The organism is Nocardia sp. NPDC024068 (assembly GCF_040638875.1).
Lineage (GTDB): Bacteria > Actinomycetota > Actinomycetes > Mycobacteriales > Mycobacteriaceae > Nocardia.
Map to the genome: position 1 here is coordinate 1 of NZ_JBEZYU010000057.1, position 25297 is coordinate 25297.

General features: G+C 69.7%; 18 protein-coding genes and 1 pseudogene. 9 read left to right on the forward strand and 10 right to left on the reverse strand.

All coding sequences use genetic code 11. The features are described 5' to 3' along the window. Nucleotides 1–95: 95 nt before the first annotated feature. Entirely contained in the window at nucleotides 96–2204 is a 2109-nt protein-coding gene (locus AB0F41_RS26990; RefSeq protein WP_357428533.1) for a VanW family protein, read from the reverse strand. Between the two features lie 1007 nt (nucleotides 2205–3211). On the opposite strand from AB0F41_RS26990, the gene gnd reads away from it, so the two are divergent. After that, nucleotides 3212–4243, forward strand: coding sequence for a phosphogluconate dehydrogenase (NAD(+)-dependent, decarboxylating) (gene gnd, locus AB0F41_RS26995; protein ID WP_357428535.1), 1032 nt, complete (start codon nucleotides 3212–3214; stop codon nucleotides 4241–4243). Nucleotides 4244–4650: 407 nt separating this feature from the next. Here gnd and AB0F41_RS27000 read toward each other — a convergent pair whose 3' ends face one another. After that, nucleotides 4651–5943 carry an acetyl-CoA C-acetyltransferase gene (locus AB0F41_RS27000; protein WP_357428537.1) on the reverse strand — a complete coding sequence of 431 codons (1293 nt, stop codon included), beginning with the start codon at nucleotides 5941–5943 and terminating at the stop codon, nucleotides 4651–4653. A 240-nt stretch (nucleotides 5944–6183) separates the two neighbouring features. On the opposite strand from AB0F41_RS27000, the gene AB0F41_RS27005 reads away from it, so the two are divergent. Then, nucleotides 6184–7542, forward strand: a complete 1359-nt coding sequence (locus tag AB0F41_RS27005) for a 3-oxoacyl-ACP reductase (RefSeq protein ID WP_357428539.1) — start codon at nucleotides 6184–6186, stop codon at nucleotides 7540–7542. Next, complete coding sequence (locus AB0F41_RS27010) at nucleotides 7542–8402, forward strand: MaoC/PaaZ C-terminal domain-containing protein (protein WP_357428569.1); 861 nt, start codon at nucleotides 7542–7544, stop codon at nucleotides 8400–8402. The genes AB0F41_RS27005 and AB0F41_RS27010 overlap by 1 nt, the downstream gene beginning before the upstream one ends. A gap of 70 nt (nucleotides 8403–8472) precedes the next feature. Here AB0F41_RS27010 and AB0F41_RS27015 read toward each other — a convergent pair whose 3' ends face one another. Beyond that, entirely contained in the window at nucleotides 8473–9102 is a 630-nt protein-coding gene (locus AB0F41_RS27015; protein WP_357428541.1) for an NAD(P)H-dependent oxidoreductase, read from the reverse strand. A 52-nt stretch (nucleotides 9103–9154) separates the two neighbouring features. Between AB0F41_RS27015 and AB0F41_RS27020 the strand changes: the two genes are divergently transcribed. Further along, entirely contained in the window at nucleotides 9155–9532 is a 378-nt protein-coding gene (locus AB0F41_RS27020; RefSeq protein ID WP_357428543.1) for a MerR family transcriptional regulator, read from the forward strand. A gap of 24 nt (nucleotides 9533–9556) precedes the next feature. On the opposite strand, the gene AB0F41_RS27025 is transcribed toward AB0F41_RS27020, so the two are convergent. The 3 genes from AB0F41_RS27025 to AB0F41_RS27035 all read right to left on the reverse strand — a co-directional run bounded on the left by AB0F41_RS27025 (nucleotide 9557) and on the right by AB0F41_RS27035 (nucleotide 13100). Then, nucleotides 9557–10447, reverse strand: coding sequence for a GntR family transcriptional regulator (locus AB0F41_RS27025; RefSeq protein WP_357428545.1), 891 nt, complete (start codon nucleotides 10445–10447; stop codon nucleotides 9557–9559). An 18-nt stretch (nucleotides 10448–10465) separates the two neighbouring features. After that, the gene (locus AB0F41_RS27030) at nucleotides 10466–11725 is read right to left on the reverse strand and encodes a carotenoid oxygenase family protein (protein ID WP_357428547.1); all 1260 of its coding nucleotides are present in this window, start codon (nucleotides 11723–11725) and stop codon (nucleotides 10466–10468) included. A 196-nt stretch (nucleotides 11726–11921) separates the two neighbouring features. Beyond that, on the reverse strand, nucleotides 11922–13100 hold the full coding sequence (locus AB0F41_RS27035) for a DUF3068 domain-containing protein (protein ID WP_357428549.1): 1179 nt from the start codon (nucleotides 13098–13100) through the stop codon (nucleotides 11922–11924). A gap of 202 nt (nucleotides 13101–13302) precedes the next feature. Between AB0F41_RS27035 and AB0F41_RS27040 the strand changes: the two genes are divergently transcribed. After that, nucleotides 13303–14544 (forward strand): acyltransferase, encoded by a 1242-nt coding sequence (locus AB0F41_RS27040; protein ID WP_357428551.1) that lies wholly within the window; start codon nucleotides 13303–13305, stop codon nucleotides 14542–14544. A gap of 16 nt (nucleotides 14545–14560) precedes the next feature. Here AB0F41_RS27040 and AB0F41_RS27045 read toward each other — a convergent pair whose 3' ends face one another. The 3 genes from AB0F41_RS27045 to AB0F41_RS27055 form a co-directional block, all read right to left on the reverse strand. Beyond that, a complete protein-coding gene (locus tag AB0F41_RS27045; protein WP_357428571.1) occupies nucleotides 14561–15727 on the reverse strand; it encodes a DUF5685 family protein in 1167 nt (388 codons plus the stop codon). Nucleotides 15728–15856: 129 nt separating this feature from the next. After that, on the reverse strand, nucleotides 15857–16471 hold the full coding sequence (locus AB0F41_RS27050) for a TetR/AcrR family transcriptional regulator (RefSeq protein ID WP_357428553.1): 615 nt from the start codon (nucleotides 16469–16471) through the stop codon (nucleotides 15857–15859). Nucleotides 16472–16644: 173 nt separating this feature from the next. Next, nucleotides 16645–17817, reverse strand: coding sequence for a glycoside hydrolase family 3 N-terminal domain-containing protein (locus AB0F41_RS27055; protein ID WP_357428555.1), 1173 nt, complete (start codon nucleotides 17815–17817; stop codon nucleotides 16645–16647). 136 nt (nucleotides 17818–17953) lie between these two features. Here AB0F41_RS27055 and AB0F41_RS27060 point away from each other — a divergent pair, with 136 nt between their 5' ends. From AB0F41_RS27060 to AB0F41_RS27075, 4 genes are all read left to right on the forward strand, one after another. Then, a complete protein-coding gene (locus AB0F41_RS27060) occupies nucleotides 17954–18466 on the forward strand; it encodes a universal stress protein (protein ID WP_357428573.1) in 513 nt (170 codons plus the stop codon). A gap of 39 nt (nucleotides 18467–18505) precedes the next feature. Continuing rightward, nucleotides 18506–19606: an isochorismate synthase gene (locus AB0F41_RS27065; protein ID WP_357428557.1), complete on the forward strand. Its 1101-nt coding sequence runs from the start codon at nucleotides 18506–18508 to the stop codon at nucleotides 19604–19606. 176 nt (nucleotides 19607–19782) lie between these two features. Next, nucleotides 19783–19953, forward strand: coding sequence for a DUF2613 domain-containing protein (locus AB0F41_RS27070; RefSeq protein ID WP_357428559.1), 171 nt, complete (start codon nucleotides 19783–19785; stop codon nucleotides 19951–19953). Between the two features lie 137 nt (nucleotides 19954–20090). Then, nucleotides 20091–24278, forward strand: coding sequence for an alpha-(1->3)-arabinofuranosyltransferase (locus AB0F41_RS27075; protein WP_357428575.1), 4188 nt, complete (start codon nucleotides 20091–20093; stop codon nucleotides 24276–24278). Here AB0F41_RS27075 and AB0F41_RS27080 read toward each other — a convergent pair. After that, nucleotides 24235–24831, reverse strand: a pseudogene (locus AB0F41_RS27080) (polysaccharide biosynthesis protein); the annotation flags it as partial. The gene AB0F41_RS27075 and the pseudogene AB0F41_RS27080 overlap by 44 nt on opposite strands. Between the last annotated feature and the right edge of the window lie 466 nt (nucleotides 24832–25297).

Here is a 25297-nt window from a genome sequence, read left to right on the forward strand (position 1 = left end):
GCACGCGAGACAATGCGCCGCAGGCGCGAGTATCGCGTGCTGACAGGCGACGCTCGAGGGGGCCGAACCCCCGCGCGCGCCAGCGCGCCAAAAACTCAGCGGTTGCTGGGGCGGCGGCCTTCGGTATCGCTGCTGGGGGTGCTGGGGCGGGTGGTGGTCGGCGCCGGATCGTCTTCCTCCGGCTTGTCCTCGTCCTTCTTCTCCCCCGGTGTCTCGCATTTCACCTCGGGCACCGGATCGTATTTCACGGTGCGGGTGTGGCGGGAGACCTCCTGGCCCGTATTGATATCGCTGATCACCCGGGTATCGGAGATGGTGAAGCCGGGGGCGCCGTGGGAGGCGATGCAGTCGTCGCCCTCGGGGAGGGTGATCGTTTCCGGGTCGGTGGGTTTGCTCTTCTCGCCGGTGATGGATTCCACGTTCACCGTTTTGGTGCCCCAGATCCGCACCGTCACCTCGGAGCTGTCGGCGAAGGCCTGGATGTACAGCCCGTGCGGGGTGTTGTTGCGGAACTGCAGGTCGATGGCACCGTCGAAAACGGTCGCTTCGCGGGCCGCCGGGTAGCGCGAGATGTAGTAGCTGTGCTCGGTATGGCCGGCGTCCTCGAGACCGGCGAAATACGAGGCGTTGTAGAGGGTGGTCGCGAACTGGCTGATCCCACCGCCGACGGCCTTGCTGGGCCGGCCGTGGTCGATGATGCCGGATTCGACATAGCCTTCGGCGGCGGTACGCGGACCGGTATGCCCGTTGAGCGAGAAGGTGTCGCCGGGTTTGACGACGGCCCCGTTGACCTCTTGAGCGACTGTGCGGATGTTCACGCCGGAGGGTCCGGTGAAGCCGCCGGTGGTGAATTCACCCATCACATCGGTGATACCGAGGCCCTCGGCGGCCTGGGTGGTGAGTTTGGGTTCGATGCGTTCGTAGATCCCGGCGGTGGTGCGCTGGGGACCGTTCGCGGCCAGCATGACCGGAAGCTGCTCGAGCGTTTTCGCCCAGTTGACCTTGTCGCCGATCACCGCCGGGACCACCGTGGGGGAACCGGAGAAGGTGAAGGTCGCGTCCTTCGGCTCGACCTCGGTCGAAGCCAGTTGCGGTGCGAGCAGATCGGTGGCGACCTTGTGATCGAATTCGACCCGCAGCCCGCCGTGACCGTCCGGGACGAAATCGACGATGCCGGCGATCTGATCCGGGTTCAAGGTCGCCGTGGCCGAGCCTTTGCCCGTGTAGACCACCGGGGCGCTCACTGCCGGTTCGGCGATCTGGTGCAGGGCCTGTTCGATGGCGTCCCGGCGCACCGCGGGCGGGGCGACGGCGACCGGCAGATCCAGGGTGCTCGCGGTGGGCCACTGGTCGGTGAGCACGGTACGCGCGGCCGCGACGTCCAGCACCCGGCCGGGCGTCGGATCCACCGCGACCGGGCGGGTGCCCTCGAATTCGATACCGCCCTCGACCGGCGGCTGATCGTGCACCTTCAGTTCGTCGATCGTGCGGCCGAACGCGGTCTCGTCGACCGAACTGGCGACGGTGACCTTCCGGGTCGCCACGAAGGACAGCAGCCGGGAAGCGGGGTTGAGGGGTTGACCGCCGACCCGCTCCCAGGTGGCGTCCCAATCGACGCCGAGCCCGGCGGCAGCGGGTACCAGCTGGGTCTGCACATCGGCGATCTTCACCGGAATCGCTTCGCCGGAGCGGGCGTCGAGCACGCCCTGCAGCCGGCCGCGGGCTTCTTCTTTGTCCATCCCGCCGATCGCCACACCGGCGACCTCGACGCCGCGCGGCACTTTCCCGGAGGTCATGACCAGGTCGGCGATATAGCCGACCAGCGCGATCCCGAAGACCACGGCGGCGACCAGCAGGACGCGCCGGGCACCGGCGGAATCACGCAACCAGGTCCGCGCACCGGACAGCGGACCGCCGCCCCGGCCACCGGAGCCACCGGAACCTCCCGAACCACCGGGACGCGGCGAGCGGTCACGTGGCGGGGGCGTACCGGAACCACCGGCTGCCAGGACATCGGCGGCCGTGGGGTTGCCGGGATGCCCGGGCCACGACGACGGGCCCGCGGACAGCCGCTGAGTGATCGCCTCGGAGTCGAACACCTCGGTCGGGGAGTCGTCGTGCCGGGGGCGCGGTCCGTCGACGGGACCCGCCGCGGCGGTCTGGAGGGGGCGGGGGAACTGCTGGGTCGCGTAATCCGGGTCCACGTCGTCCGGGGCGCGATCGGGTCCGGGGGCCGGGTGCGGGGCGGGGCCCTGGTACGGAGCAGGTCCGGAATCCGAGCGCGGATCCGAACCCGGGTGCGGAGCAGGGCCGGAGTAGGGATGGGGACCCGGATGGGGGGCGGGCCCGGCGTCAGGGTGCGGAGCAGGACCGGAAGCAGGGTATGGAGCGGGACCCGGACCGGAAGCGGGATAAGGCGCGGAACCCGGATGCGGGGCAGGGCCGGAAGCGGGATACGGAGCGGGGCCCTGGTGCGGGGCAGGGCCGGAAGCGGGACCCGAATGGGGGGCGGAGCCGGGACCGGACGGCGGAACGGGTCCGGGATTCGAAACGGATCTCGAACCCGGGTGCGAAATGGGGCCGGGCGCGGGCGGGCCGGGGGGCGGATCTCCGGAAACAGAACCCTGGGGAGGAACCGGTGGGCCGGTTTGCGGAGAGTTCGGGGCGGTGGAGTCGGCGTTCACGGCCGGGTTCAGCCATGAGCTGCCGCCGCGCCAGCCGGGTGCGACATTGTCCGCGGGATCCGGTTGTCCGGGGGGCTGCCGATGGGAGCGGCCGGTTTCGGGCGCCTGACGGTCGTCGCCGCCGGCCGGCCGCGGGTGACCGGTGTTGCGTCTGTCGCCGCGGTCGGTGTTCGATTCGCCGCTCACGAACCGTCCTCCCCAATTGCTCTCTCCGGGGACTCGCCGGGTGCGAGCCTTCGCCAACGATAGTTGTCCGAACTGTAATCTTCAGTGCCTGATCGATCACAGCTGCGCCAACAGGTCACCGCCGCGGTGTCTCATCGAGGACACCGTGCCGGATACGGCTCCGGACAGCAAAGTGGCCCCGTGTAGTCGCCGGGTCGGGGGTCAGGCGAATACACGGAGCCGACCGGTATATCGGAGTCGTCCACAGGTCGTTACACCCCGGATCCGGCAAACCTTTTCTCCGCAGCGGCACAATCGGTACGACGCGATCCGGGAACCCTGTCGACGAGAAGGGACGCGAGATGCAGTTGGGCATGATCGGACTGGGCAGGATGGGCGCCAATATCGTGCGGCGGATCGTCGCCGCGGGGCACAGCGCGGTCGGATGCGAACGCCACGCGGATGTCCTCACCGGCCTGACCACCGAGCTCGGCGCCGGTTTCCGCGGCTTCGCCGACCTCGAGGAGTTCGTCGCCGCGCTGGACACCCCGCGGGTGGTGTGGGTGATGATCCCGGCCGGCGCGACCGGCGCCGTGATCGATCAGCTGGCCGGCCTGCTCGAGCCCGGCGATATCGTGATCGACGGCGGCAACAGCCGCTACCACGACGATATAGCCCGGGCCGCGCAGCTGGGCCCGCTCGGCATCCACTACGTCGATATCGGCACCTCGGGCGGTGTGTTCGGCCGTGAACGCGGGTTCTGCCTGATGATCGGCGGCGAGGTCGAACCGGTGCGCCATATCGACCCCCTGCTGCGCGCGATCGCGCCCGGGGTGACCGCTGCCCCGCGAACACCGGGCCGGACCGGCGAACCCACCGCCGCCGAACACGGGTATCTGCACTGCGGCCCGGCGGGCGCCGGGCATTTCGTGAAGATGGTGCACAACGGGATCGAGTACGGCGCCATGGCCGCCTACTCGGAGGGGTTCAACATCCTGCACAAGGCCGACTACGGCAACCGGGCCGCCGGCGAGTACTCCGCGGAGGAGACCCCGCTCGAACACCCCGAGTACTACCGGTACTCCCTCGATATCGGGGAGATCGCCGAAGTGTGGCGGCGCGGCTCGGTGGTCGCGTCCTGGCTGCTGGACCTCACCGCCGCGCAGCTCTACGCCGACCCGAATCTGGACGCCTTCGGCGGCCGGGTCTCCGATTCCGGGGAAGGCCGCTGGACCGTGGACGCCGCGGTGGATATCGGCGTCCCCGCGCCGGTGCTCTCCGCCGCGCTGTTCCAGCGTTTCGCCTCACGCGGGGAAGCCGAGTACGCGGATAAGACACTCTCGGCGATGCGTGCGGCGTTCGGCGGCCACCACGAGCTGCCGCACGCAGATTGAGAAGGGCGCTCGCCCGGACGTCACGCATGGCCGGCCGCGATCACCCACGCCGAACTGCGGCGACGGTCACCTCACCGATCCGGCCGGCCACGCGCTGCCCCGCCCCCTCGAGCGGGGCACCGCGTCATACCTCGGCCGTCGCCGCCACCCTCGACCACGTCATGCGGTCCGGCGGCAGCAGCTACACCGGAGTCCCGGCCTCCTCACCCGGCAGTTGGTGAGGCCGCGCCGGAATCACCTCCGTCCAGACCACACACCCCTGGTCCGGGGCCGTCTCGATTCTGGAGCGACGGAGCGGGGGAGCGAAGCGGAGGAGCGTAGGAGTGAAGAATCGAGACCCAGGGGCCCCGGACCCGCGCCGCCGGAGGCGGCGCCGACATCACCGAGGCGGCGCCGAATATCAGATATCAGCGCTCCAGGATGGCGACCACGCCCTGGCCACCGGCGGCGCAGATGGAGATGAGCGCGCGGCCCGATCCTTTCTCGGCCAGCACCTTGGCGGTCTGGGCGACGATCCGGCCGCCGGTGGCGGCGAACGGGTGACCGGCGGCCAGCGAGGAACCGTTGACGTTCAGCTTGCCGCGGTCGATCGAGCCGAGCGCACCGTCCAGACCCAGCCGCTCCTTGCAGTACTGGTCGGACTCCCACGCCTGCAGGGTGGCCAGCACTACCGAGGCGAACGCCTCGTGGATCTCGTAGTAGTCGAAATCCTGCAGGGTCAGGCCGTTGCGGGCGAGCAGGCGGGGCACCGCGTAGGTGGGCGCCATCAGCAGCCCGTCGGGTCCGTGGATGTAGTCGACCGCGGCGACCTCGCTGTCCACCAGATGCGCGAGCACCGGCAGGCTGTGTTCGGCTGCCCATTCGTCGCTGGACAGCAGCACGGCCGAGGCGCCGTCGGTCAGCGGGGTCGAATTGCCTGCGGTCATGGTGGCGTCGCCGAGTTTCACCCCGAACACCGGCTTCAGGGTGGCCAGTTTCTCCACCGAGGAGTTCGGGCGCAGGTTGTCGTCGCGGGTCAGGCCCAGGAACGGGGTGACCAGATCATCGAAGAATCCGCGTTCGTAGGCGGCGGCCATATTCTTGTGCGACAGGTAGGCCAGTTCGTCCTGCGCCTCCCGGGCCACGCCGAACTCCTTGGCGGTGATCGCCGCGTGCTCGCCCATGGACAGCCCGGTACGCGGTTCGGCGTTGCGCGGGATCTCGATACCGAGCATGCCGGGCCGCAGCTGACCGACCAGCTTCAGGCGCTCGGCGTTGGTGCGGGCGCGGTTCGCGTTGAGCATCCATTCGCGCATCCGCTCGCTCACCCCGATAGGCGCGTCGGAGGTGGTGTCGCTGCCGCCGCCGATACCCGCCTCGATCCGGCCCGCCGCGATGGCGTCGCCGACGGTGACCACGGCCTGCAGCCCGGTACCGCAGGCAAGCTGCAGATCGTGGGCGGGGGTGTAGGGGCTGAGGCGGCTGCCGAGCACGCTCTCGCGGATCATGCCGTGCTCGCCGACGCGCTTGAGTACCGCGCCGCCGGCGACCATGCCCAGCCGTTCGCCCTGCAGGCCGAAGCGGCTCACCAGCCCGTCCAGGGTCGCGGTGAACATGTCCTGGTTGGAGGCGTGGGCGTAGGCCTTGTCGGAGCGGGCGAACGGGATGCGGTTTCCGCCGAGGATGGCTACCGGACGAGTCGAACGGGATGTGGTGGTCACTCGGGTCTCCCAGGTTGTCGAGGTGGCGAGATATCGGGTGTTCCGGCTCCGGGCCGCGGTACCCGGCCGCGGCGACCGACGCCCGCCCGCGATCGGTTTACGATAAACTTACTCCGGAGTAAGTTCAATGTCGACACCACCTCCGGTGACCGCCGACACCGCCGGCACGGGCATCGGAGCAGCGGTACCGGGTAATGCGCGGTACCGACACCCAATCGAGCAACAGAAAAGGTGGGAACAGTGGCAGCCAAGAGCAAGGGCGCACCCAACCTCTACGGATCGTTCGTCAATTCCGCGCCGGGCGGGTTCCTCGCGAACAAGCTCGGTCTGCCCAAACCGGAGAAGCTGCGCCGCTACGTCCCCGGTGAACCGGCCCTGCCCGGCCCCGTGCTGCTGGGGGGTAAGGGCCGCGCGGCCGAAGCGGTGCGCACGCTGCTCGCGGGGGATTACACGTTTGCCGATTCCCTGGAACCCGGTACCAAGTACGGGGCGCTGGTCTTCGATGCCACCGGGATCGGCAGCATCGACGAACTGTCGCAGCTGTTCGAGTTCTTCCAGCCCGCGATGCGCAGTATCGCCCCGTCCGGCCGGGTGCTGGTCATCGGCACCACCCCCGAACTGACCTCCGGTGTGGAGGAGCAGATCGCCCAGCGCGCCCTCGAGGGCTTCACCCGTTCGGTGGGTAAGGAGCTGCTGCGCGGCGCCACCTCTCAGCTGGTGTACCTGCATCCGGAAGCCGCCTCGGCCGCCACCGGCCTCGCCTCGACCCTGCGGTTCGTCCTGTCCGCCAAATCCGCCTTCGTCGACGCGCAGGTGATCCGGGTCGGCAAGGACGACGCCACGGCACCGGCCGACTGGGACCGCCCGCTGGACGGGAAGGTCGCTGTGGTCACCGGTGCCGCACGCGGTATCGGCGCCACCATCGCCGAGGTATTCGCCCGCGACGGCGCACAGGTGATCGTCGCCGATATCCCGGCAGCCGGGGAGGCGCTGGCCGAAACGGCGAACAAGGTCGGCGGCACCGCCCTGGCACTCGATGTCACCGCGCCCGATGCCGCCCAGCGGCTCGCCGAATTCGCCACCGAACGTTTCGGCGGTATCGACATCATCGTGCACAACGCCGGTATCACCCGCGACAAACTGCTGGCGAATATGGATGAGGGCCGCTGGAACGCGGTACTCGGCGTGAACCTCGCCGCCCCACACCGGATTACACAGGGGCTGGTGTCCTCGGGCGCGCTGAAGGAGGGCGGCCGCGTGATCGACGTGTCCTCCATCGCGGGTATCGCCGGTAACCGCGGGCAGACCAACTACGGCGCCTCCAAGGCCGGCGTGATCGGCATGGTGAACGCCGAGGCCCCCGTGCTGGCGGAGAAGAACATCACCATCAACGCCGTCGCGCCCGGGTTCATCGAAACCGCCATGACCGCGGCGATCCCGCTGGCCACCCGCGAAGGCGGCCGCCTGATGGCCTCGCTCAACCAGGGCGGCCAGACCGTGGATGTCGCCGAGACCATCGCGTTCTTCGCGAGCCCGGCGTCGAACGCGGTGAACGGCAATATCGTCCGCGTCTGCGGCCAGAGCATGATCGGCGCGTGATGACCGAGACCATCACCCTCGACGCGCCGCCGAAGAACGGCGGACTGTATGTGAAAGCGGCACTGGGCGCGGTGCCGCTGCTGTCCTCCCGCAAATCGGATATCCCCGACCGCGAGGTCCGGCTGGAGGGTCTGCGGGTCGATCCGGAGGATCTCGCCGCCTACTGCCGGGCCACCGGCCTGCGCTACAGCGACACCCTGCCCCTGACCTACCCGTTCATCATCACCTTCCCGCTGGTGATGAGCCTGGTGGTGCAGCGCGACTTCCCGTTCGTCGCGGTCGGCGCGGTGCACGCGGAGAACCTGATCGAACGCACCCGGGAGATCTCGGTGAGCGAACCCCTCGATATCACCGCGCATATCGAGAACCTCCGGGAGCATCCCAAAGGTCTGCTGGTGGACGCGATCAGCGAGATCCGGGTGGGCCGGGAACTGGTGTGGCGGCAGGTCACCACCTTCCTGCATCAGCAGAAGACCTCGCTGTCCGGCGGCCCCAAACCCGAACCGAAACCGGACGAGGTCCCGCCGCCCCCGCTGCGGACCATCCGGGTGGACCAGAAAACCATCACCCGCTACGCGGCCGCGTCCGGCGACCAGAACCCGATCCATACCTCGGCATTGGGCGCCAAGGCATTCGGCTTTCCCAAAGCCATCGCGCACGGCATGTGGTCGGCGGCGGCGATCCTGGGCACCGTCGAGGGACGCATCCCCGAACACGTCACCTACGCGGTGAAATTCGGCAAACCGATTCTGCTGCCGTCCACGGTGAACGCATACGCGGACCACATCGCCGACGGCTGGGACCTGGCACTGCGGCACCCCAAGAAGGGCTATCCGCACCTCACCGCAACCCTGCGCTGAGCGCCGGACCTCGGGTTCGACGAACCCCTCTCCGATTTCGGAGAGGGGTTCTTGTCATGACGCCGATGACTCAGGCCGCGACCGAGTCGTGCGCAAGGTGCGCACGCTGCGCCATCGCGACGCCGATTTCGTATCCCTGAGCGATCAGTTGCTCGTGGACTGCCGAGTCCTTGGACTCGGTGTCGTAGAGGAACTCGATGGATGAGTCGCCGATCTGCGAGTAGTCGGCGATGCCGTGCATTGTCTGGGTCGTCAACGCGGTCTTGTATCCGTGCCGGGCGAACGTACCTTCACCGAGACCAGCACTTGCGACGAGGTGTAGTTGCTTCACCACGCTCGGGCTACCGTGCGAAACATCGTCATAGGCCCCGAATACCCGGTCGAACCAGCCCTTGGCGAGTGCCGGCATGGACCACCAGTAGACCGGAAAGAGGACGACGGTCACCTCGGCCGATTCGAGCAGGTCCTGCTCACGCCTGACGTCGGCAGGAAGTTCGGCGAGCCCTCGGTGGTGCGCCAGGTCCGCCTTCCGGTAGACCGGATCGAAACCGGATGCGACCAAGTCATGGATCATGGCGGTGGCGTTTCCCTCGGACTCGATGCCGCCCTCGATGGCCCGTGCGACGGCCCAGGTAGCCGAGTCGTGATCCGGATGGGCAACTACGAGCATCACCTTCGGTCGACTGCTTTCGTTCATCATGTCGGCCAAACTAAGGTATGACACTGACGTCAATGTCAAGGAGAACGGCCGGATGCGGATACGCGAATTGAGCCAGGCCACCGGGGCGAGCCCGCGAATGCTCCGGCACTACGAAGGCGCCGGGATCCTTTCGCCCGAGCGCGATTCCAACGGGTACCGGAACTACCGCCCCGACGATGTTCAGATCGTGGACCACATACGCTGCCTGCTGGCATCCGGGCTGTCGCTGTCGGAGGCATCCGCGATACTGCAGGTCGCATGCATCGATCCCGCCGGCGCCTCCGAGGCCGACCGGAAAGCCGCGTTGACGCAACTCGACGAGCGGGCAAGCCAATTGGACGCCGGAATCGCCCGCCTCAGGGCCCAGGAAGCCGAGATCCTCCGGCTCCGCGCGAGCATCGAGGCCGGTCCCGCTGGTCGGCCGAGGTAGCGCTGTGATCCGGCCGGCGCGGTCTCACGTCCGCGGTCGCCGCGTCCTCGGCGGTGTCATCACGATGGTCAGGCCGTCGAGCAGCCGCTCCAGCCCGAAGGCGAACAGTGATTCCAGGTCGACCTCGGTGTTCGGTTCGGTGAGCTGGGTGATCAGCGGTCGGTCGACGGCGAGCCGGGCGCTGCCCCATTGTTTACTGGTCATCCCGGTGTCCAGTTCGGCGCGGACTTCGCTTTCGATGTTCATTGCTGTGCCCCGCACATAGTTGACCAGGGTGGCGTAGGCGTGGAGCCGGATGGTGGAATCCAGTTCGAGGCCGTCGAAGGCGCGCAGCGTCCACAGTCCGTAGGCCACCATTGCCGGCAGAGTGACCGGGCGGGTGATGGACACCAGCGGCGGCACCCACGGATGACGCTGGTAGACACCCCACTGCAGATGCGCGGCCGCACGCAGATGTGAGCGCCATCCCGGGGACGTTTCGGGGTAGTCGATCTCGGCGAACGCGGCATCGACGAGCAGCTGGGTGAGGTCGGCGCCGGCGTCGAGGTGGCGGCGCAGCGTCATCGTCGCGACACCGAGTTCGGCGGCCACTGCCCGCAGAGACAGCGCGGCCAGACCGCCGCGGTCGGCGATCTGCATCGCCGCGCGCACGATCCGCTCGCGTTCGACCCCCTCGGTGGTTCGTGAGGGCAACCGGCGCGCGGCGACCACCGCACCGACGCGGGCGGTGGATTCGATGACGCCCGAGTGTTTGAGCGCGGCCAGAGCTTTGGTGGCGGTGGCGATGGCGACATCCCATTCACCCGCGATGGCCCGGGTGGTGGGGACCGGATCGCCCGGCCGCAGCTCTCCCGCGGTGATACGCCGCTCGATCTCGGCGACGATCCGGAGATAGGGGGGTCGGGGATCGGTCACACCATCATGCTGGCACGGTCAGTGATCGGGCAGCCAGTTGCCGTGCAGGCCCAGTGGTACGCGGACGGGCAGGTGGATACGCGCGACGGGTTCACCGGTGAAGTCCTGAGCGGCCAGCACGACCAGATCGGCGGCACCGCGGCACGGATCGTGTACGTAGGTGAGTAGGTATCCGTCGTCTTCGCCGGGCCCGGTGGCCGCGAACACCGCCTCGCCCACCGCTTCTTCCGCCCCGAAGGCGTGCACCTGCGCGGTGCCGCGCTGGAAGTCGTGTTTGACCAGCGCGTTGGTGAAGGCCTCGTTCGGCGTCGCGCCTTCGGGTGCGAAGGGGATCCCGTACAGAGCCGTCGCGGCGGAGTAGCCGTAGCGGTGCGGGCGCGCGGCATAGGCGTCGTTGATGCGGGGAAAGTCCTGCGGCCGGTCGTCGATGCGGTGCTGCCGGACCTTGTCGGCGGTGATGATCCAGCGATCCAGCACCGGCCGGATCGCGCCGGGGTCGGCGGGATCGAACGGGCCCTGCGCGGTGACCAGGTCCACGACGACCGAGTCACCGTCGTCGTAGGCGTTGAGCGTATGACTGACGTGTACAGGATCGATATCGTGCCAGCGCACCTCTCCGCCCGTCCGCCGCATCACGCCCACCCGGGTGGGGTGCTCCGGCAGCCAACGGCAGTCGAAACCGTCGAAACCCAGCGGGGTATCCCAGAGCACTACGTGGTCACCGGTGAGCGCGAAGTCGTGCAGAAACGGAGTCCGCGGCATCGCGATCGGAACGGCGCGAACCACCGCCCCCGCGATATCGGTCACGATGTATTGCACGAAATCACGGCCGGGCATGTACGACAGGGAATGCAACTCCCCTGTGCGCGGATCGTGCTTGGAATGCGCCCCCGCGGTGAACCCCTCCGCCGTTGAGCCCAGCTCGCAGAACCCCACGGTGATCAACTCGTCGTCCAGCCGGACCGGCGGCAGTCCACCTTCCGCCAGGGCGAACGTCTGTCCCGCGTGCTCGATCACATGCACCATCGGGGCAAATCCCGGGACACGAACGAAACGGTTGCGATACCACTCGGCCCGCCCGTCGCGTAGCCGCACACCGTGCACCATGCCCTGGCCCATCCCCCACACATGCGTGCCCGGGTCCGCCACGTCCACCGGGTTGGGACCGTTGCGCACATATCGGCCACCGAGTTCGGCCGGGATACGCCCGGTCACCGGCAAGTCGTATGCCGTGGTCTCTACCTCCACGGGCGCGAAATGACCTTCCAGATATCTCATGAGGACACCGTAGGAATCGATACGCCGAGAGCGCGCTCGCACGACACGATCGCCGCGCTGTGTACTAGTACAGGCCGCAGCGCTCGGGTCTCCCGCAGGTGGGAGCCGGACTCGGGTGCGCGGCGCCCGGCGCACGGGCGCTTCCATGACGAAGGCCCCCGGATCGTAATCCGGGGGCCTTCGTCATGGAGTTCGGTCAGAGGTTCTTCGGGAGCTTGAGCTGCTCCGTCGGAGCGTCGTCACCACGGGGGATCGTGGTGGTCGGCGCGTCCGTGGCCGTGGCCGCGGGGGTCCGGCTCGAACCGCCGGGGCGGTTGCCCGAGGGGCCGCCCGGCCGGGCCGGGTTACCGGAGCGACCGCCGGTGACGCCGAGGACGATTCCGGCGATCAGGGCGAGGACGCCGACGATGCCGAAGACGATCGGCAGGACGCGGCCGAACAGCGAGAGCTGATCGATATTGTCCTTGGCGATCGCGAGCTGCGCTTCGACCGTGTCGGTATCGAAGACCATATGCGCCTTGAGGGCGGTGACCTCCGGCTTGTCGGCGGTGCGGCCGTAGAAGATGTTCAGCTGCTCACCACCCTTGACGATGGTGCCGGTCTCCGGCTCGACCCACACGTCGCGGGTGTTGCCGTAGAAGCGGTACATGGTGACCGGCTCCTCGCCGCCCTCGACGCCCCATTTGGCGGCGGGCAGGCTGAGCTGGTTGGTCGGCGCCTTGTACTTGTCGGCCAGTTTGGTCACCGGGACCTCCTGGCGGAAGTGGTAGACCTTGGTGCCGTTGATCTCGGTCTCTTCCAGGAACTCCATATCGGTGGTGGTCCGGGCGAGCACGTCGAAGTACGGGTAGGTCTTCTTCTCGGTACCGATCGGGAAGCGGTACTGCAGACCGGTGCGGTTCACCGGGTCGGCGATGCTCTCACCCTTGGCGTTGGTGGTCATCGCGACCGAGCCGTTGGGATCGGTGGCCACCGGCTCACCGGTCTTACGGTCGATGGTGACCCGGTCCACGTAGGCGGTGAGGACACCGGTATCGCCGGACTTGTCGATCCGGCGCAGGGTGTTACCGCCCTGGACCGTCATCTCGTCGGCGTTCGAGGGGTCCTCGACGGTGAGGAAGCGCTGCGAGACCAGCGGAACGTTCTTGTTGACCTCCGCCGTGCGGCCTTCCGCCGTCAGCGACGCGGAGTCCAGTACCTCGCTCGGCTGATCCGGCTGATTGACCGCGACGGTGGTGATCTCGAGATCGAGGGGAGTTTTGGCCATCTTGCCTACGGTGTAGGTAGGAATCATCAGCGCGGCAACGATCAGCAACGCGCCGAGACCCACGAGCACGCAGGCAACCGTCCTTCTGGTTCCGGCACTCAGTGCCATGCAAAGTCTCCTCGTCGTAGAACACAGGTCGTTCCGCGGGTACAGCGGAAGGCCGCGGCACTCGTGAGCCCTGACACTAACAGCCCGAGTGTTACCCGGGAGTTGGCGAGGCCGGAATCGGACCGGAATCGGGGGGAGTGTACCGCGCATTGTGAAATACCGGCTTCCCCTTCCACGAACCGGCGCGGCAGACTGGGACCCGATGACCACCACCCCGACCACCGGCCCCGGATCCCATCCCGGCTTCGGCCCGGATCCGGAAACCGCGACGCCCGCCCGCACCGAGCCGCGATCCTCGTCTGCCGTGGCGCCGGCGTCCGCGGGCGCCAACCGGGATTTCCTCCCGGCGCTCGAAGGGATGCGCGGACTGGCGGCACTCGGGGTGGTCCTCACCCATGTCGCGTTCCAGACCGGCGCCAACACGATCCCGGTGTTCGGCCGGTTGCTGGAACGCTTCGATATGGCGGTCGCGGTGTTCTTCGCACTGTCCGGGTTCCTGCTGTGGCGGCCGCACGCGCTGGCCGCGCACGGTCGCGGCGAGCCACCGGCGCTCGGTTACTACCTGCGGCACCGGATCGCGCGCATCATGCCGGCCTATTGGGTCGTGGTGTGCGCGGTGCTGCTGCTGGTTCCCGCCGCTGCCGGTACCGCCGGGGTGCAGGTGTGGTTCTCCAACCTGCTGTTGCTGCAGGTCTTCATACCGCTCACGCTGACCGATGGGCTCACTCAGATGTGGAGTCTGTCGGTGGAGGTGGCCTTCTATCTGGTGCTGCCGCTACTGGCATGGCTGCTGCACGGGCTGCGCGGACGGAAGGCGACCGCCCGGGTGCCGGTGGTGATGGTCTTCGGGCTGGCATTCCTGACCTGGAATTTCATCCCGGTGCCCACCCCCGACGCCATTCACGCCGACAACTGGCTGCCCGCCTACCTGCCGTGGTTCGCGGGCGGCATGCTGCTGGCGGAACTGCTCTGCGACGAGCGGCGGGCGCGGTGGCGCCGGATCCTCGGCAATCAGCCGCTGATGTGGGCGATCGCGGCCACCGCCTTCGTCGTCTCGGCGACCGACCTCGGCGGCGTCGCCGGCCTGACCCGCGCCGAACCGTGGCAGTACGCCGCGAAGATGGGCCTGGGCACGCTGGTCGGGTTCGCACTGCTGGCGCCGCTGGTGCTCGGCGTCCCGGGCAAACCCCACCGCTGGCTGACCTCGGCTCCGGCCGCGACGGCGGGGCGCTGGTCCTATGGGATCTTCATCTGGCATCTGGCGGTGCTGTCGGTGATCTTCCCGGTGTTCGGGATCCTGCACTTCCACGGGGATTTCCTCGTGGTGCTGGCACTGACCGTGGCCTTCACGCTGCCGATCGCGGCGGCGAGCCACGCCCTGATCGAGGAACCCTCCCGGCAGTGGGCCCGGCGCTACGACCGGCCGCGACCGGCGCGCGACTGACCGGGTCCCGGCGAGGTCAACACGAACAGTCGCAGTCGCAGCAACCGCAGTCGCCCTCGCCGTCGCCGCAACCGCAGTTCGAGCAGCAGCTCGCGCAATCACAGCAGCCGCCGCACTGGTCGCAGCCGCAACTCCGGCTCACCCAGGACTCCTGCCGATCACCCGTGCACGGCCTGGTGTGGTCGGCGCAGCAGGCGTAGCCGGTGCAGTACTGGGTGAGGATCAGCTGGAGGGATTCCCCGGAACCGGGCCGGCGCGAGGTCCGGTCCTCGGTGGGGTACTCGCTACGCGGCGCCGCGCCCGCGGTCGCCGGCGGCGCACCGACCACCTCGCCGAGGCGGCGCAGGGCGGTGGCGAGCGGGTCCAGCAGCGCCCAGCGCAGGGCGGGCACGCGGGTGAGTTCGGCGGAACGCAGCGTCCGGCGCAACGCGCGATCCGATTCCCGGACCAGCGCGTAGGCCTCGGCGGACGAGGTCCTGGTGGCGACCAGCGGATTGAACCGGCCCGCGGCGGTATCGGCCTCCAGGTCGGTGAGCGCGTCGGCCAAATGCGCGATCCGACCGAACTCGGCGCCCGCGGCGCGTAGCGGGTCGGCGTTGCCGGGGCGCCCGGCCAGCACCGCGGTATGGGCGAAGAATTCGGCGGCGCAGCGACGGCTGGCGACCGTCAGATCGTCGAGTGCGGCCGGATCGGACGGACCGGTGGCGGTGATCCGGCGTTCGGTCGCGGCCTGCGCCTCGATCGCCGCGACCAGGGGCGCGATATCCAGTCCCACCTCGGCCGCGCGGGCCTGCGCCCCGGCCGACCAGCCCGCCGCGATCCGGCGCATGGGCCGGTGCAGCAGCGGACGGACGTCACCGTCGTCGATGTGGTCGCCGACCTTCGCCGACCCCAGCAGCAGCGATGCGGTGGCCGCCAGCTGTACGGGCGCCGAGGTCGCGACCGGTACGCGCGCCGTGCGCATACCGCGCAGCGGGCAGGGGCCGGCGGTGCGCCGGACGGCGGGGGCCCGGTCCTGAGCTTCGGTGAGTACGGAGAGCACCACCGCGTCGGTGTTGGTGGCAGCCCGCGCCCGCTGCCCCTGCCCGTCCCGCAAACCCAGGCACAGCCCGCACATATGCGCCTGCCACAGGCTCGGATCTATTCCGTACCGCGCGGCGCCGTGGCGGCACGGCCGCAACATCCCGAACACACTGCCCTCCCGATCGGATGTCGTCCTCCACGACATCCACTGCCGCATGAAAATACGGAGCGGCCGGGCTACCGGCAACCCGGGAAAACCCTGGCGCGCGGGGATTTCGGACTATCGGGACTATTCGGCCCGCTCCGCGGCATCCGGTTTACGACCGGACAGGCCACGCCAGGCCAGCGTGTCCAGCAGATCCACCGCTTCGGCCACATCGATCGTGCCGCTGGCCACGGTATCGGCGATCGCCTCCCCCGCGCCGATCACCGCGACCGCGACGATATCGAAGTTGGTACCGGGCTCGGCGTGCTTGGCGCTGGATTCCAGCAGTTTGGCGGTCAGCTCGATCACCCGCTGCCGGGCGTTCTCGATCTCCGAGGCGAAGGCCTGCTGGCCGAGCGCCTGCCGGTAGAGCACCTGCCAGGAGTTGCGGTGGGTGTCGACGAACCCGAGAAACCCCTCGAGGGCGGTGCGCAGTTGCTCGTGCGGACTCAGCAGCGGATTTCCGGCGGGGGCGACCGATTCGAGGAAGCGCAGCCCTTCCCGCTGGATGCAGGCGCGGAAGAGCTCATCCTTGGAGCCGTAGTACAGATAGAGCATCGGCTTGGAGATCTCGGCCTCCGCGGCGATGGCGTCCATGGAGGTCTCGTGGAAGCCTTTGCGCGAGAAGACTTCGACCGCGGCGTCGAGCATCTGCTGCTCACGCACCGCCCTCGGAAGTCTCTTCGTACCGCCCGCCATCACGTCTCTCCTACCGCAGTGAACCCTTCATATTACTCCTAAGTAAGTTCCCCAGGACCGGAACCACCGGCGCCGGCGCGCACATGCCACCGGCTTCGCAGCGCTGTCCGGGAAACTCCGCCGTCAACGACGGACCGGCCGGGCGACGCCCGGCCGGTCCGGCATCTCGTAGCTCAGCAGGGGCGCGGCACACCCTTGTAATCGGCCATCCGCAGCACCGAGGCGTCCACCCGATCCATCGACAGCCGACCGGTCGCGACCGCGTCCTCCAACTGGTCCAGAACGCTACCCACCGCGTCGGTGCTGATCCACAGCGCGTTGTCGGCACCGGCCACGAGCGTGGCCTCCACCGCCTGCTCGATGGACATCCGGTCGGTGATCGCGGCCATCCCGCTGAGATCGTCGGTGAAGATCACCCCGTCGAACGGCGCCGCGCCGTACCCCGTTCCCTCCCGCAACAGGTTCATGACCTCCGGGCTGATACTGGCCGGCACGCCCGCCGTGGTCAGGCCGGGAACATCGAGATGCCCGACCATCACCGCCGAACCCGTGTCGATCAGCTCCCGGAACGGCACCAGATCCTTGTCGCTCAACTCCGCCAGCGGCGGTACCTGCACGGCGCCGGTATGGGAGTCGCCGGTGCCCGAGCCGTGGCCCGGGAAATGCTTGAGCACGGTGCCCAGGCCGACCTCGTTCATCGCCCGGATATAGGCGTCGGCGTATTCGGTGACCACGGCCGGATCGTCGGAATAGGAGCGATCACCGATCACCGAATCATCGGGCTGGGCGCTGACGTCGATATCGGGCGCGAAATCGACCGTGATGCCCAGATCCTTCATGGCCCGCGCCCGCTCCAGCGTCGCGGTGTAGTACTCGTCGGGCGTCATGGTCTCGGCGGTGACCCGGGCCGAGGGCGCGGTGCCGATGAGGCTGCCCAGCCGCGAGACCCGGCCGCCCTCTTCATCGGTGGTGACCATGAGCGGCACCTTCGCCGCCTCCGCGACCTGCTGGAGACCGCCGTCGGAGAGCATCGACAGATCGGTCCAGCTGCCGACGAAGATCCCGCCGACCTGATGGTCGCGAACCACACTCAGCGCGTCCTCGGTACCGGTGACGCCCACGGTGATCAGCTGCCCGAGCTTCTCCCGGGTGGTGAACTGGTCGAGGTAGTCGGCGTCGCAGTCACGTTCGGTGGCGCCGGTGGTCGGGCCGGGCGCGGCGCCGGGCGCGCCCTCGGGGCTGCGCGCGCCCGCCGTGGTGGTTCCGGAACTTCCGCTGTCACCGCCGGAACAGGCGGTGAGGACGATGGCGAGCACCGCGAGCAGGACGTACGGCATCTTCCGCATCGTTGCACGGTAGCCCGCGCGCCCCGGCCAGGAAAGCTCGGCTCGGCAACCACGCGGAGGTAATCTGGAAGCACCGGTCGTGACCATCCGTCAGGAGGTCGGGACCCATCCGTCAGGACACGCCTCGGAGGTCGCCATGCCCTGCGATCTGATGCTCATCGCCTACGACGGTTCCGAACACGCCAAACGCGCCATCGACTACGCGGGCCGTTTCCTCACCGCCGAACGGGCCGTGGTGCTCACGGCCTGGGAGCCGATGGTGCGCCAGGCCGCGCGGATCTCCGGGATCACCGGGATGGTGCAACCGGAATGGGTGCCCGACGAGGAACTCGAGGATATCGCCTACACCACCGCGCGCGAGATCAACACCGAAGGCGTGCACCTGGCCGGGCTCTCGGGTATGAACGCCGAAGCGCGGACCCACGAGTTCGCGGGCAGTGTCTGGCACGCCATCGTCGAGGTCGCCGACGAACTCGATGTGGACATCATCGTGGCCGGTACCCGCGGCGCCACCGGCCTGCGCGCACTGGTGCACAGCAGTGTGGCCGACGCCGTTCTCAAACACTGTCACCGCCCGGTATTCCTGGTGCCCCCGGTTCAGCAGGCCGCGACCCGCGAGGACGGGCGTGATCAGCAGCCCGCGCCCTGACGGCCGAATCCCGGCCGCCCGCGGCCCCGGGGCCGGGTCATGACCGAATTCCTGCTGACCGGCCCCGGCAGCGCCGTGCGCGCGAGCGGGGTCCGGGAGGTCCACCACGACCCCTGGGCCGCCGCCGACGCGCTGCGCGCGGGCCGGGCGGCCACGATCGCGGGGGCGCTGCCCTTCGATCCGCGGGGCCCGGCCGCCCTGGTCGAACCGGCGGATCTGACCCGGACCGCCGGACCCTGGCGTCCGGCGGCGCTGCCGGAGTTACCCCGGCTACGGGTGGTGCGCGAAACCCCGGAACCGGCCGAACACCGCGCCCGGGTGGCTGCGCTCGTCGAGTTGCTCACCGGTTCCGGCACACCCCTGCGCAAGGTGGTGGCGGCGCGTTCGGTACTGGTCGAGGCCGAGGCGGCGCTGGAGGTCGAGGTCGCCGCGGCCTATCTGCTGACCCGGCATCCGCAGGCGTCCGTGTTCACCGTGGATCTCACTCCCGCCGGGCGTGCGGGCGCGGTACTGCTCGGCGCCAGCCCGGAACTGCTGATCCGGCGGCAGGGATCGCAGGTCAGCGCGTATCCGCTGGCCGGAACCGCACCCCGGGACCCGAATCCCGAAGCGGACAGTGCGCAGGCCCACCGGCTCGCGGACAGCGCCAAGGAGCGGTCCGAGCACGCCTTCGTGGTCGATTGGATCGCCGACCGGCTGGCTCCGGTCTGCACGGGGCTGTCGCTGCCGGAGAGCCCGCGGCTGGTGGGCACCCGTGAGGTGTGGCATCTGGGGACCCCGATCCACGGCGTGCTCCGGGAACCGGCGCCGAACGCACTCGAACTCGCCCTACTGCTGCATCCGACTCCGGCGGTCTGCGGGACCCCCACCGCGGCGGCGCTGGAGTACATCACCGAATTCGAGGAGGACCGCGGGTTCTACGGCGGCGCGGTGGGCTGGTGCGATGAGCACGGCGACGGATCCTGGGCAGTCGCGGTCCGCAGCGCGGAACTGGCCGCCGACGGCCTCTCCCTGCGCGCCTGGGCCGGCGGCGGGATCGTCGCGGGATCGGACCCGCAGGCCGAACTGGACGAGACGACCGTCAAACTGGGCACCCTCCTCGGCGCGCTGAACTGCGCCGTCCCGGCCGCAACCGAGTGATCGGACGGGTCCGGGGAGCGGGAATGGCGCCGAACGCGACACCCGTGTCCGGACCGCGCCCGGGCGCCGCACGGCCCTACCCTTTAGGCTGAAACGCCGGACGGTACGTTCCCGTACCCGGCCGACCCTGCTAGGTTGGCCCAGATATCTGCCAGCTGCGAGTTTGGAGTGCTGCGATGAAGTTTGCTGTCCCCGGTATTGCGAGCGCGGTGGGCGGCGCCCTGCTGGGCGCGATCGCGGTCTTCGCCATCACCGCCGCGCTGCAGCAGAACACCCGCCCCGAAGTGGATCGCAGCGGTAACGCGGACAGCTCGCTGCTGAACAGCGTCGAATACGGCCAGCGCTGAGACCCACGCCGAACCCCGCACGTCCCCGCCGGCCGGTCGCGGCGGGGACGCCGAACGCCTGACCCACGGTGCCCGACAAGTCCGATCCCGCGGCACCGGCGCGCTCCGCGGAACCGGATGAGCACCCCGCCGGCGAGCTGGGCCGCCGCTGGTTCCTCGGCTCGGCGATCACCGCCTTCCTGCTCACCTTCCTGCAGGCTCCCGGGCTCACCGTCGCCGATACCAAATACGACCTGGCGGAGAACCCGCTCGGCTTCCTCGCCCGCGCCGCCCACCTGTGGAGCAGCCAGGCCCCGATGGGCCAGGTGCAGAATCAGGCCTACGGCTATTTCTTCCCACACGGCGCCTTCTTCGCGCTCGGTGATTTCCTGCACCTACCCGCCTGGGTGACCCAGCGGGTCTGGTGGGCGCTGCTGCTGCTCGCCGGCTTCTGGGGAGTGATCAAACTCTGCGAAACGCTGGGCATCGGCAGCAGCGGGTCGCGGATCGTGGCGGCCGCCGCCTACGCCCTGTCGCCACGGGTGCTGACCACCGTGGGCTCGATCTCCTCGGAGACGCTGCCCATGATGCTCGCGCCCTGGGTGCTGCTGGCGCCGGCCGCGCTGGGCACCGCCTACCACCGGCACCGGCGCGGCGGGATCCGGTCGCCGGCGGGCAGTGCCGTCGCCCTGGCCCTGATGGGCGCGGTGAACGCGGTCGCGACGGTGGCCGCGTTCCTGCCGGCGCTGCTGTGGTGGGCCTGCTACCGGCCGAGTCGCGCCTGGTGGCGCTTCACCCTCGCCTGGGTGCCGCTGCTGGTGCTGGCGGTGGCCTGGTGGGCGGTGCCGCTACTGCTGCTGGGCCGGGTCAGCCCGCCGTTCCTCGACTACATCGAATCGTCCGGTGTCACCACCCAGTGGGCCTCCCTCGGTGAGGTGCTGCGCGGCACCAACAGCTGGACGCCGTTCGTCTCGCCGGAGCGGATCGCGGGCGCGGTCCTGGTGACGCAGCCCGCCGCGGTGCTGGCCACCGGACTCATCGCCGCCGCCGGGATGGCCGGGCTGGCCCTGCGGTCCATGCCCGCGCGCGGACGGCTGGCGCTGATCCTGCTGGTGGGACTGACCGGGATCTGCGCGGGATATGTGGGGCAGCTGGGCGGCCCCTTCGCCGAACCCATCCGGATATTCCTCGATTCCGGCGGCGCGCCGCTGCGCAACGTCCACAAACTGGAACCGCTGATCCGGTTGCCACTGATCCTGGGCCTGGCGCAACTCCTGGCCAAGGTGCCGCTGCCCGCTTCGGCACGGTTCGCGGCGTGGCGCACCGCCTTCACCCACCCACACCGCGATCGCCGGGTGGCGGTGGCGATGCTGATTCTCGCGGCCCTGGCGCTGTCCACTTCGCTGGCCTGGACCGGGAAACTCGCACCGCGCGGCGCCTACGACCACGTCCCCGCCTATTGGCAGGAAACCGCGGACTGGTTGCACGACAACGCCCCCGACACCCGGGCGCTGGTCGTTCCGGGGGCACCGTTCGGCAGTCAGGTGTGGGGTCTGACCCGCGACGAACCACTGCAGGCGCTGGCGCAGACGCCGTGGGCGGTACGGGACGCGGTCCCGCTGAACCCGCCCGGAACGATCCGGGCCATGGATTCGATCCAGCGCCTCATCGCCGACGGCCGGCCGTCGGACGGGCTCGCGCCGGCGCTGCGCGGCCAGGGCATCGGCGTGCTGGTACTGCGCAACGATCTGGACCCCGATACCTCCCGTTCGACCCGGCCGGTGCTGGCGCACAGCGCCGTGGAGGGGTCGCCCGGGCTGCGCAAGGTCGCCGAGTTCGGCAAACCCGTCGAACACGATCCGGACCGCGACGACTTCGTCGCCGACGCGGATCTGCGCCCCGACTATCCGGCGGTCGAGATCTACCGGGTCGAGACCCCGCCCCCGGGCACGCCGGTCGAGGTGCGCGGTGGCACGGGGGCGCCCGCGGAGTTCCCCGGCGCGTACACCGTGCCGTTGTCCTCGGTGCCCGTGGTGCAGGGCGGCCCGGAGGTCCTCGAACGCCGGTATCGCGATCCGGAGACCGCGCACGAACCGACCTTGCTGGCCGCCGACGCGGCGGCAGCGGGGCTGCCGGTGGGTCCGGTGACCCTCACCGATACTCCGATGAACCGGGAAACCGATTTCGGCAAGGTCGACAACCACAGTTCGGCACTGCGTGCCCCCGGCGATGCCCGCCGCACCCACAACCTGGTGCCCGACTACGCCGTCCCCGGTGCCGAACTCGTACAGGGCGACTGGACCGGCGCCACCCTCACCGCCTCCAGTTCGGCCGCCGACGCCACCCAGATCGGCGGCGCCGCACCGGGTAACTCCACCACGGCCGTCGTGGACGGAGATCCCGCGACCGCCTGGATCAGCAATGCCGGCGAATACGCGCTGGGCCAATGGCTGCGAATGGATCTGGACAAACCGTTCAGCTCGGGGCTGCTGCGCTTCACCACCACCCCGGCCGCCATCGGCGACCCGGTGAAATGGGTCGAAGTGCGGACCGACAACGGCAGTGTGTCCGCACGGATCGGCAAACCCGGCGAACCCGTATCGGTCGCGCTGCCGGTGGGATCCACGAATTGGATCAAGATCACCGCTATCCGCACCGAACGCGGTAGTACCGGTGGGCAATTCGGAATCAGCGAACTGGGTATCGACGACTACACCCAGCGCGACTACCCGGTACCGGTCGATATCCGCCATCGCACGGTCCTGCCTCCCGCCCCTGCGGGAGCCGCGGTGACCGGATGGGATCTCGGACAGGAATTCCCCGGCCGCAGCGCGTGTTTCGACGCGCCGGACCGGGTGCGTTGCGGGAAGGGGCTGGCGCTGGCCCCCGAGGAGATGGGCGCTTTCGGCCGGACGCTGCAGGTTCCCGCACCCATCACGGTCGATTCCCGGCTCACGGTCCGCCCCCGCCAGGGCCCCGCGCTGGAAGCCCTGCTCACCGATCCGGCCCGGCCGGTGGCGCGCGGCGAATCCGATGTCGGCGATCTGCGCGGGTCCGCGTTCGCCGCGACCGACGGCGACCCGCGCACCAGCTGGACCGCGCCCGAGGATTCGGTGCGCGACAAGATGGGCCCGAAACCGACCCTGACCATCGAACTCCCGGAACCCGCGCTGGTGACCGGTCTGGAGCTGGCACCGTCGCTGGGCGGCCTGCCCGCGGCCCCGACCTCGGTCGCGGTCAACCTCGGCAAGGGGCCGCAGATCCGGGAACTCGAAGAACCCGACGAAGTCTCGCGGATCGAACTGGAGCCGACGGTCACCGATCGGATCGAACTGAGTATCCGGAGCTGGGAGACGGTCCTGGACCGGACCGCCCTGGGCTACCACCAGGCCCAACCCCCCGGGCTGGCCGAGGTGAACGTGCTGGGTCCGCAGTATCCGGCCCCGGCGCCGGACGACCGGCCGGTGACGGTCGGTTGCGAGACCGGGCCGACCATCGCGGTCGGCGGCCGGCTGGTACGCACCAGCGTGACCGGTACTGCGGGCGAACTACGCTCCGGTGCACCGGTTTCCGCCCAGATCTGCTCCGACCCGGCCGCGCCGGGAACAGAAGCACTTCCCGCACAGCCGGTTTCGCTGCCCGCCGGTGAAGTCGATGTACTGGTGGCGCCGACGGAACTGTTCTTCGTCGACCGCCTCCGCCTGGCGAACACCACACCGGCACCCCCCGTACCCGATAGCGGCGAACGTTTGCTGACCCTCCCGGTGAGCACCAATACCGGCTGGTCCGCGCATACCGCCGACGGCCGGGAACTCGCACCGGTGGTGGTCGACGGCTGGCAGCAGGGCTGGTTGCTCCCGCCCGGCGCGTCCGGACCGGTGACGGTCTCCTTCCCGGCCGACACGTGGTACCGGATCGCGATATTCGGCGGGCTGCTGCTCCTGCTCCCCCTTCTCCTGCTGGCGATTCCGCGCGGACCCCGGGTCCGGATCCCGGCGGCCGCGCGGGCCCTGCGACCACCGCGAGTACTGGGCGCGCTAGCGGTACCCGTCGCGGCCACGCTCATCGCCGGACCGGTCGGCGCCGCGCTGGCGGTCGCCGGACTGGCGGCCCTGCGATTCGTGCCGAGGATTCCGGACCGCGCCCTGGCCGTGGTCGCCGGATTCGGCACCGCCTTCTCGGCGGCCGCATTGTCCACCGGCCCGTGGCGGATGCCCGGCGGCTATATGGGTGATTCGCTGTGGGTGCAGGTACCGGCGTTGATCGCGGTGATCGCCGTGGGCCTGGCGGCGCTACCGCCGGTCAGGCGGAAGCCACCGGCGGGCGGCGAGTCGCCGTCCGGATGACCAGCGCCGCGATCACGGCGGTGGTCGATCCCGCCACCGAGGCCGCGGTCACGATGAGGCCGGTCACCGAATTCGCGAGCGTGAGCATGAGCACCACCTCGATGGCCAGACCCGCCCAGGCCAGACCCGCGAGGGCGGTCCGGTTTCCCGCGATCGCCGAGAGCAGCGCGCCCTGCAATACCGCCAGCACCGCGCCGTGCAGCGCGAACAGCCACAGCAGACCCTCGATCGGGGCGTAATCACTACCCGCGAACAGCGGGGCCAGCGGGGCGGCCAGCGCGGCGCCGAGCACCGCGACCAGCCCTATCCCGGATAGCACGGCCAGCGCCGAACGAGCCGCCGCGGCCGACGAGGCCGGTTGCGCCATCCGTGGATACAGCACCACCCCGACGGCCTGCGGCAACCAGAACGCGATCTTGGCGGCAATGGTGCCGAGCGCATAGCGGCTGGCGTCGGGTTCGTCCAGCACCATCCGGACCACGATCAGATCGGCCGAGGACAGCGCCATCAACGCCGCCTGGACCTGCGCGGCCCGCAGCACCGCCGCGACGCCGCCGAACCCGGAGGTATCTACCGCGGAACCGTCTGCGGGCACGGGCCCTTCCGTGGGCACGGGGCCGTTTGCGGGGGCGGGGCGATTTGCGGACACAGGCCCGCCTACGGACGCGGGCCCATCTGCGGACACGGGACCTTCCGCAGGCACGGGACCTTCCGCAGGCACGGGACCGTTTGCGGACGCGGGCCCATCTGCGGACACGGGACCTTCCGCAGGCACGGGGCCATTTGCGGACACGGGACCTTCCGTGGGCACGGGGCCATCTGCGGGCACGGGGCCATCTGCGGACACAGGCCCGCCTACGGACACAGGGCCAGATCCGGTAGCCGGGCCAGATCCGGTAGCCGGGCCAGATCCGGTAGCCGGGCCAGATCCGGTAGCCGGGCCGGGGCCGGTAGCCGGGCCGGGGCCGGTAGCGGACAGGGACGCGGAGTCGGGGGCGGCGTCCGGTGCGTCCGCGGTC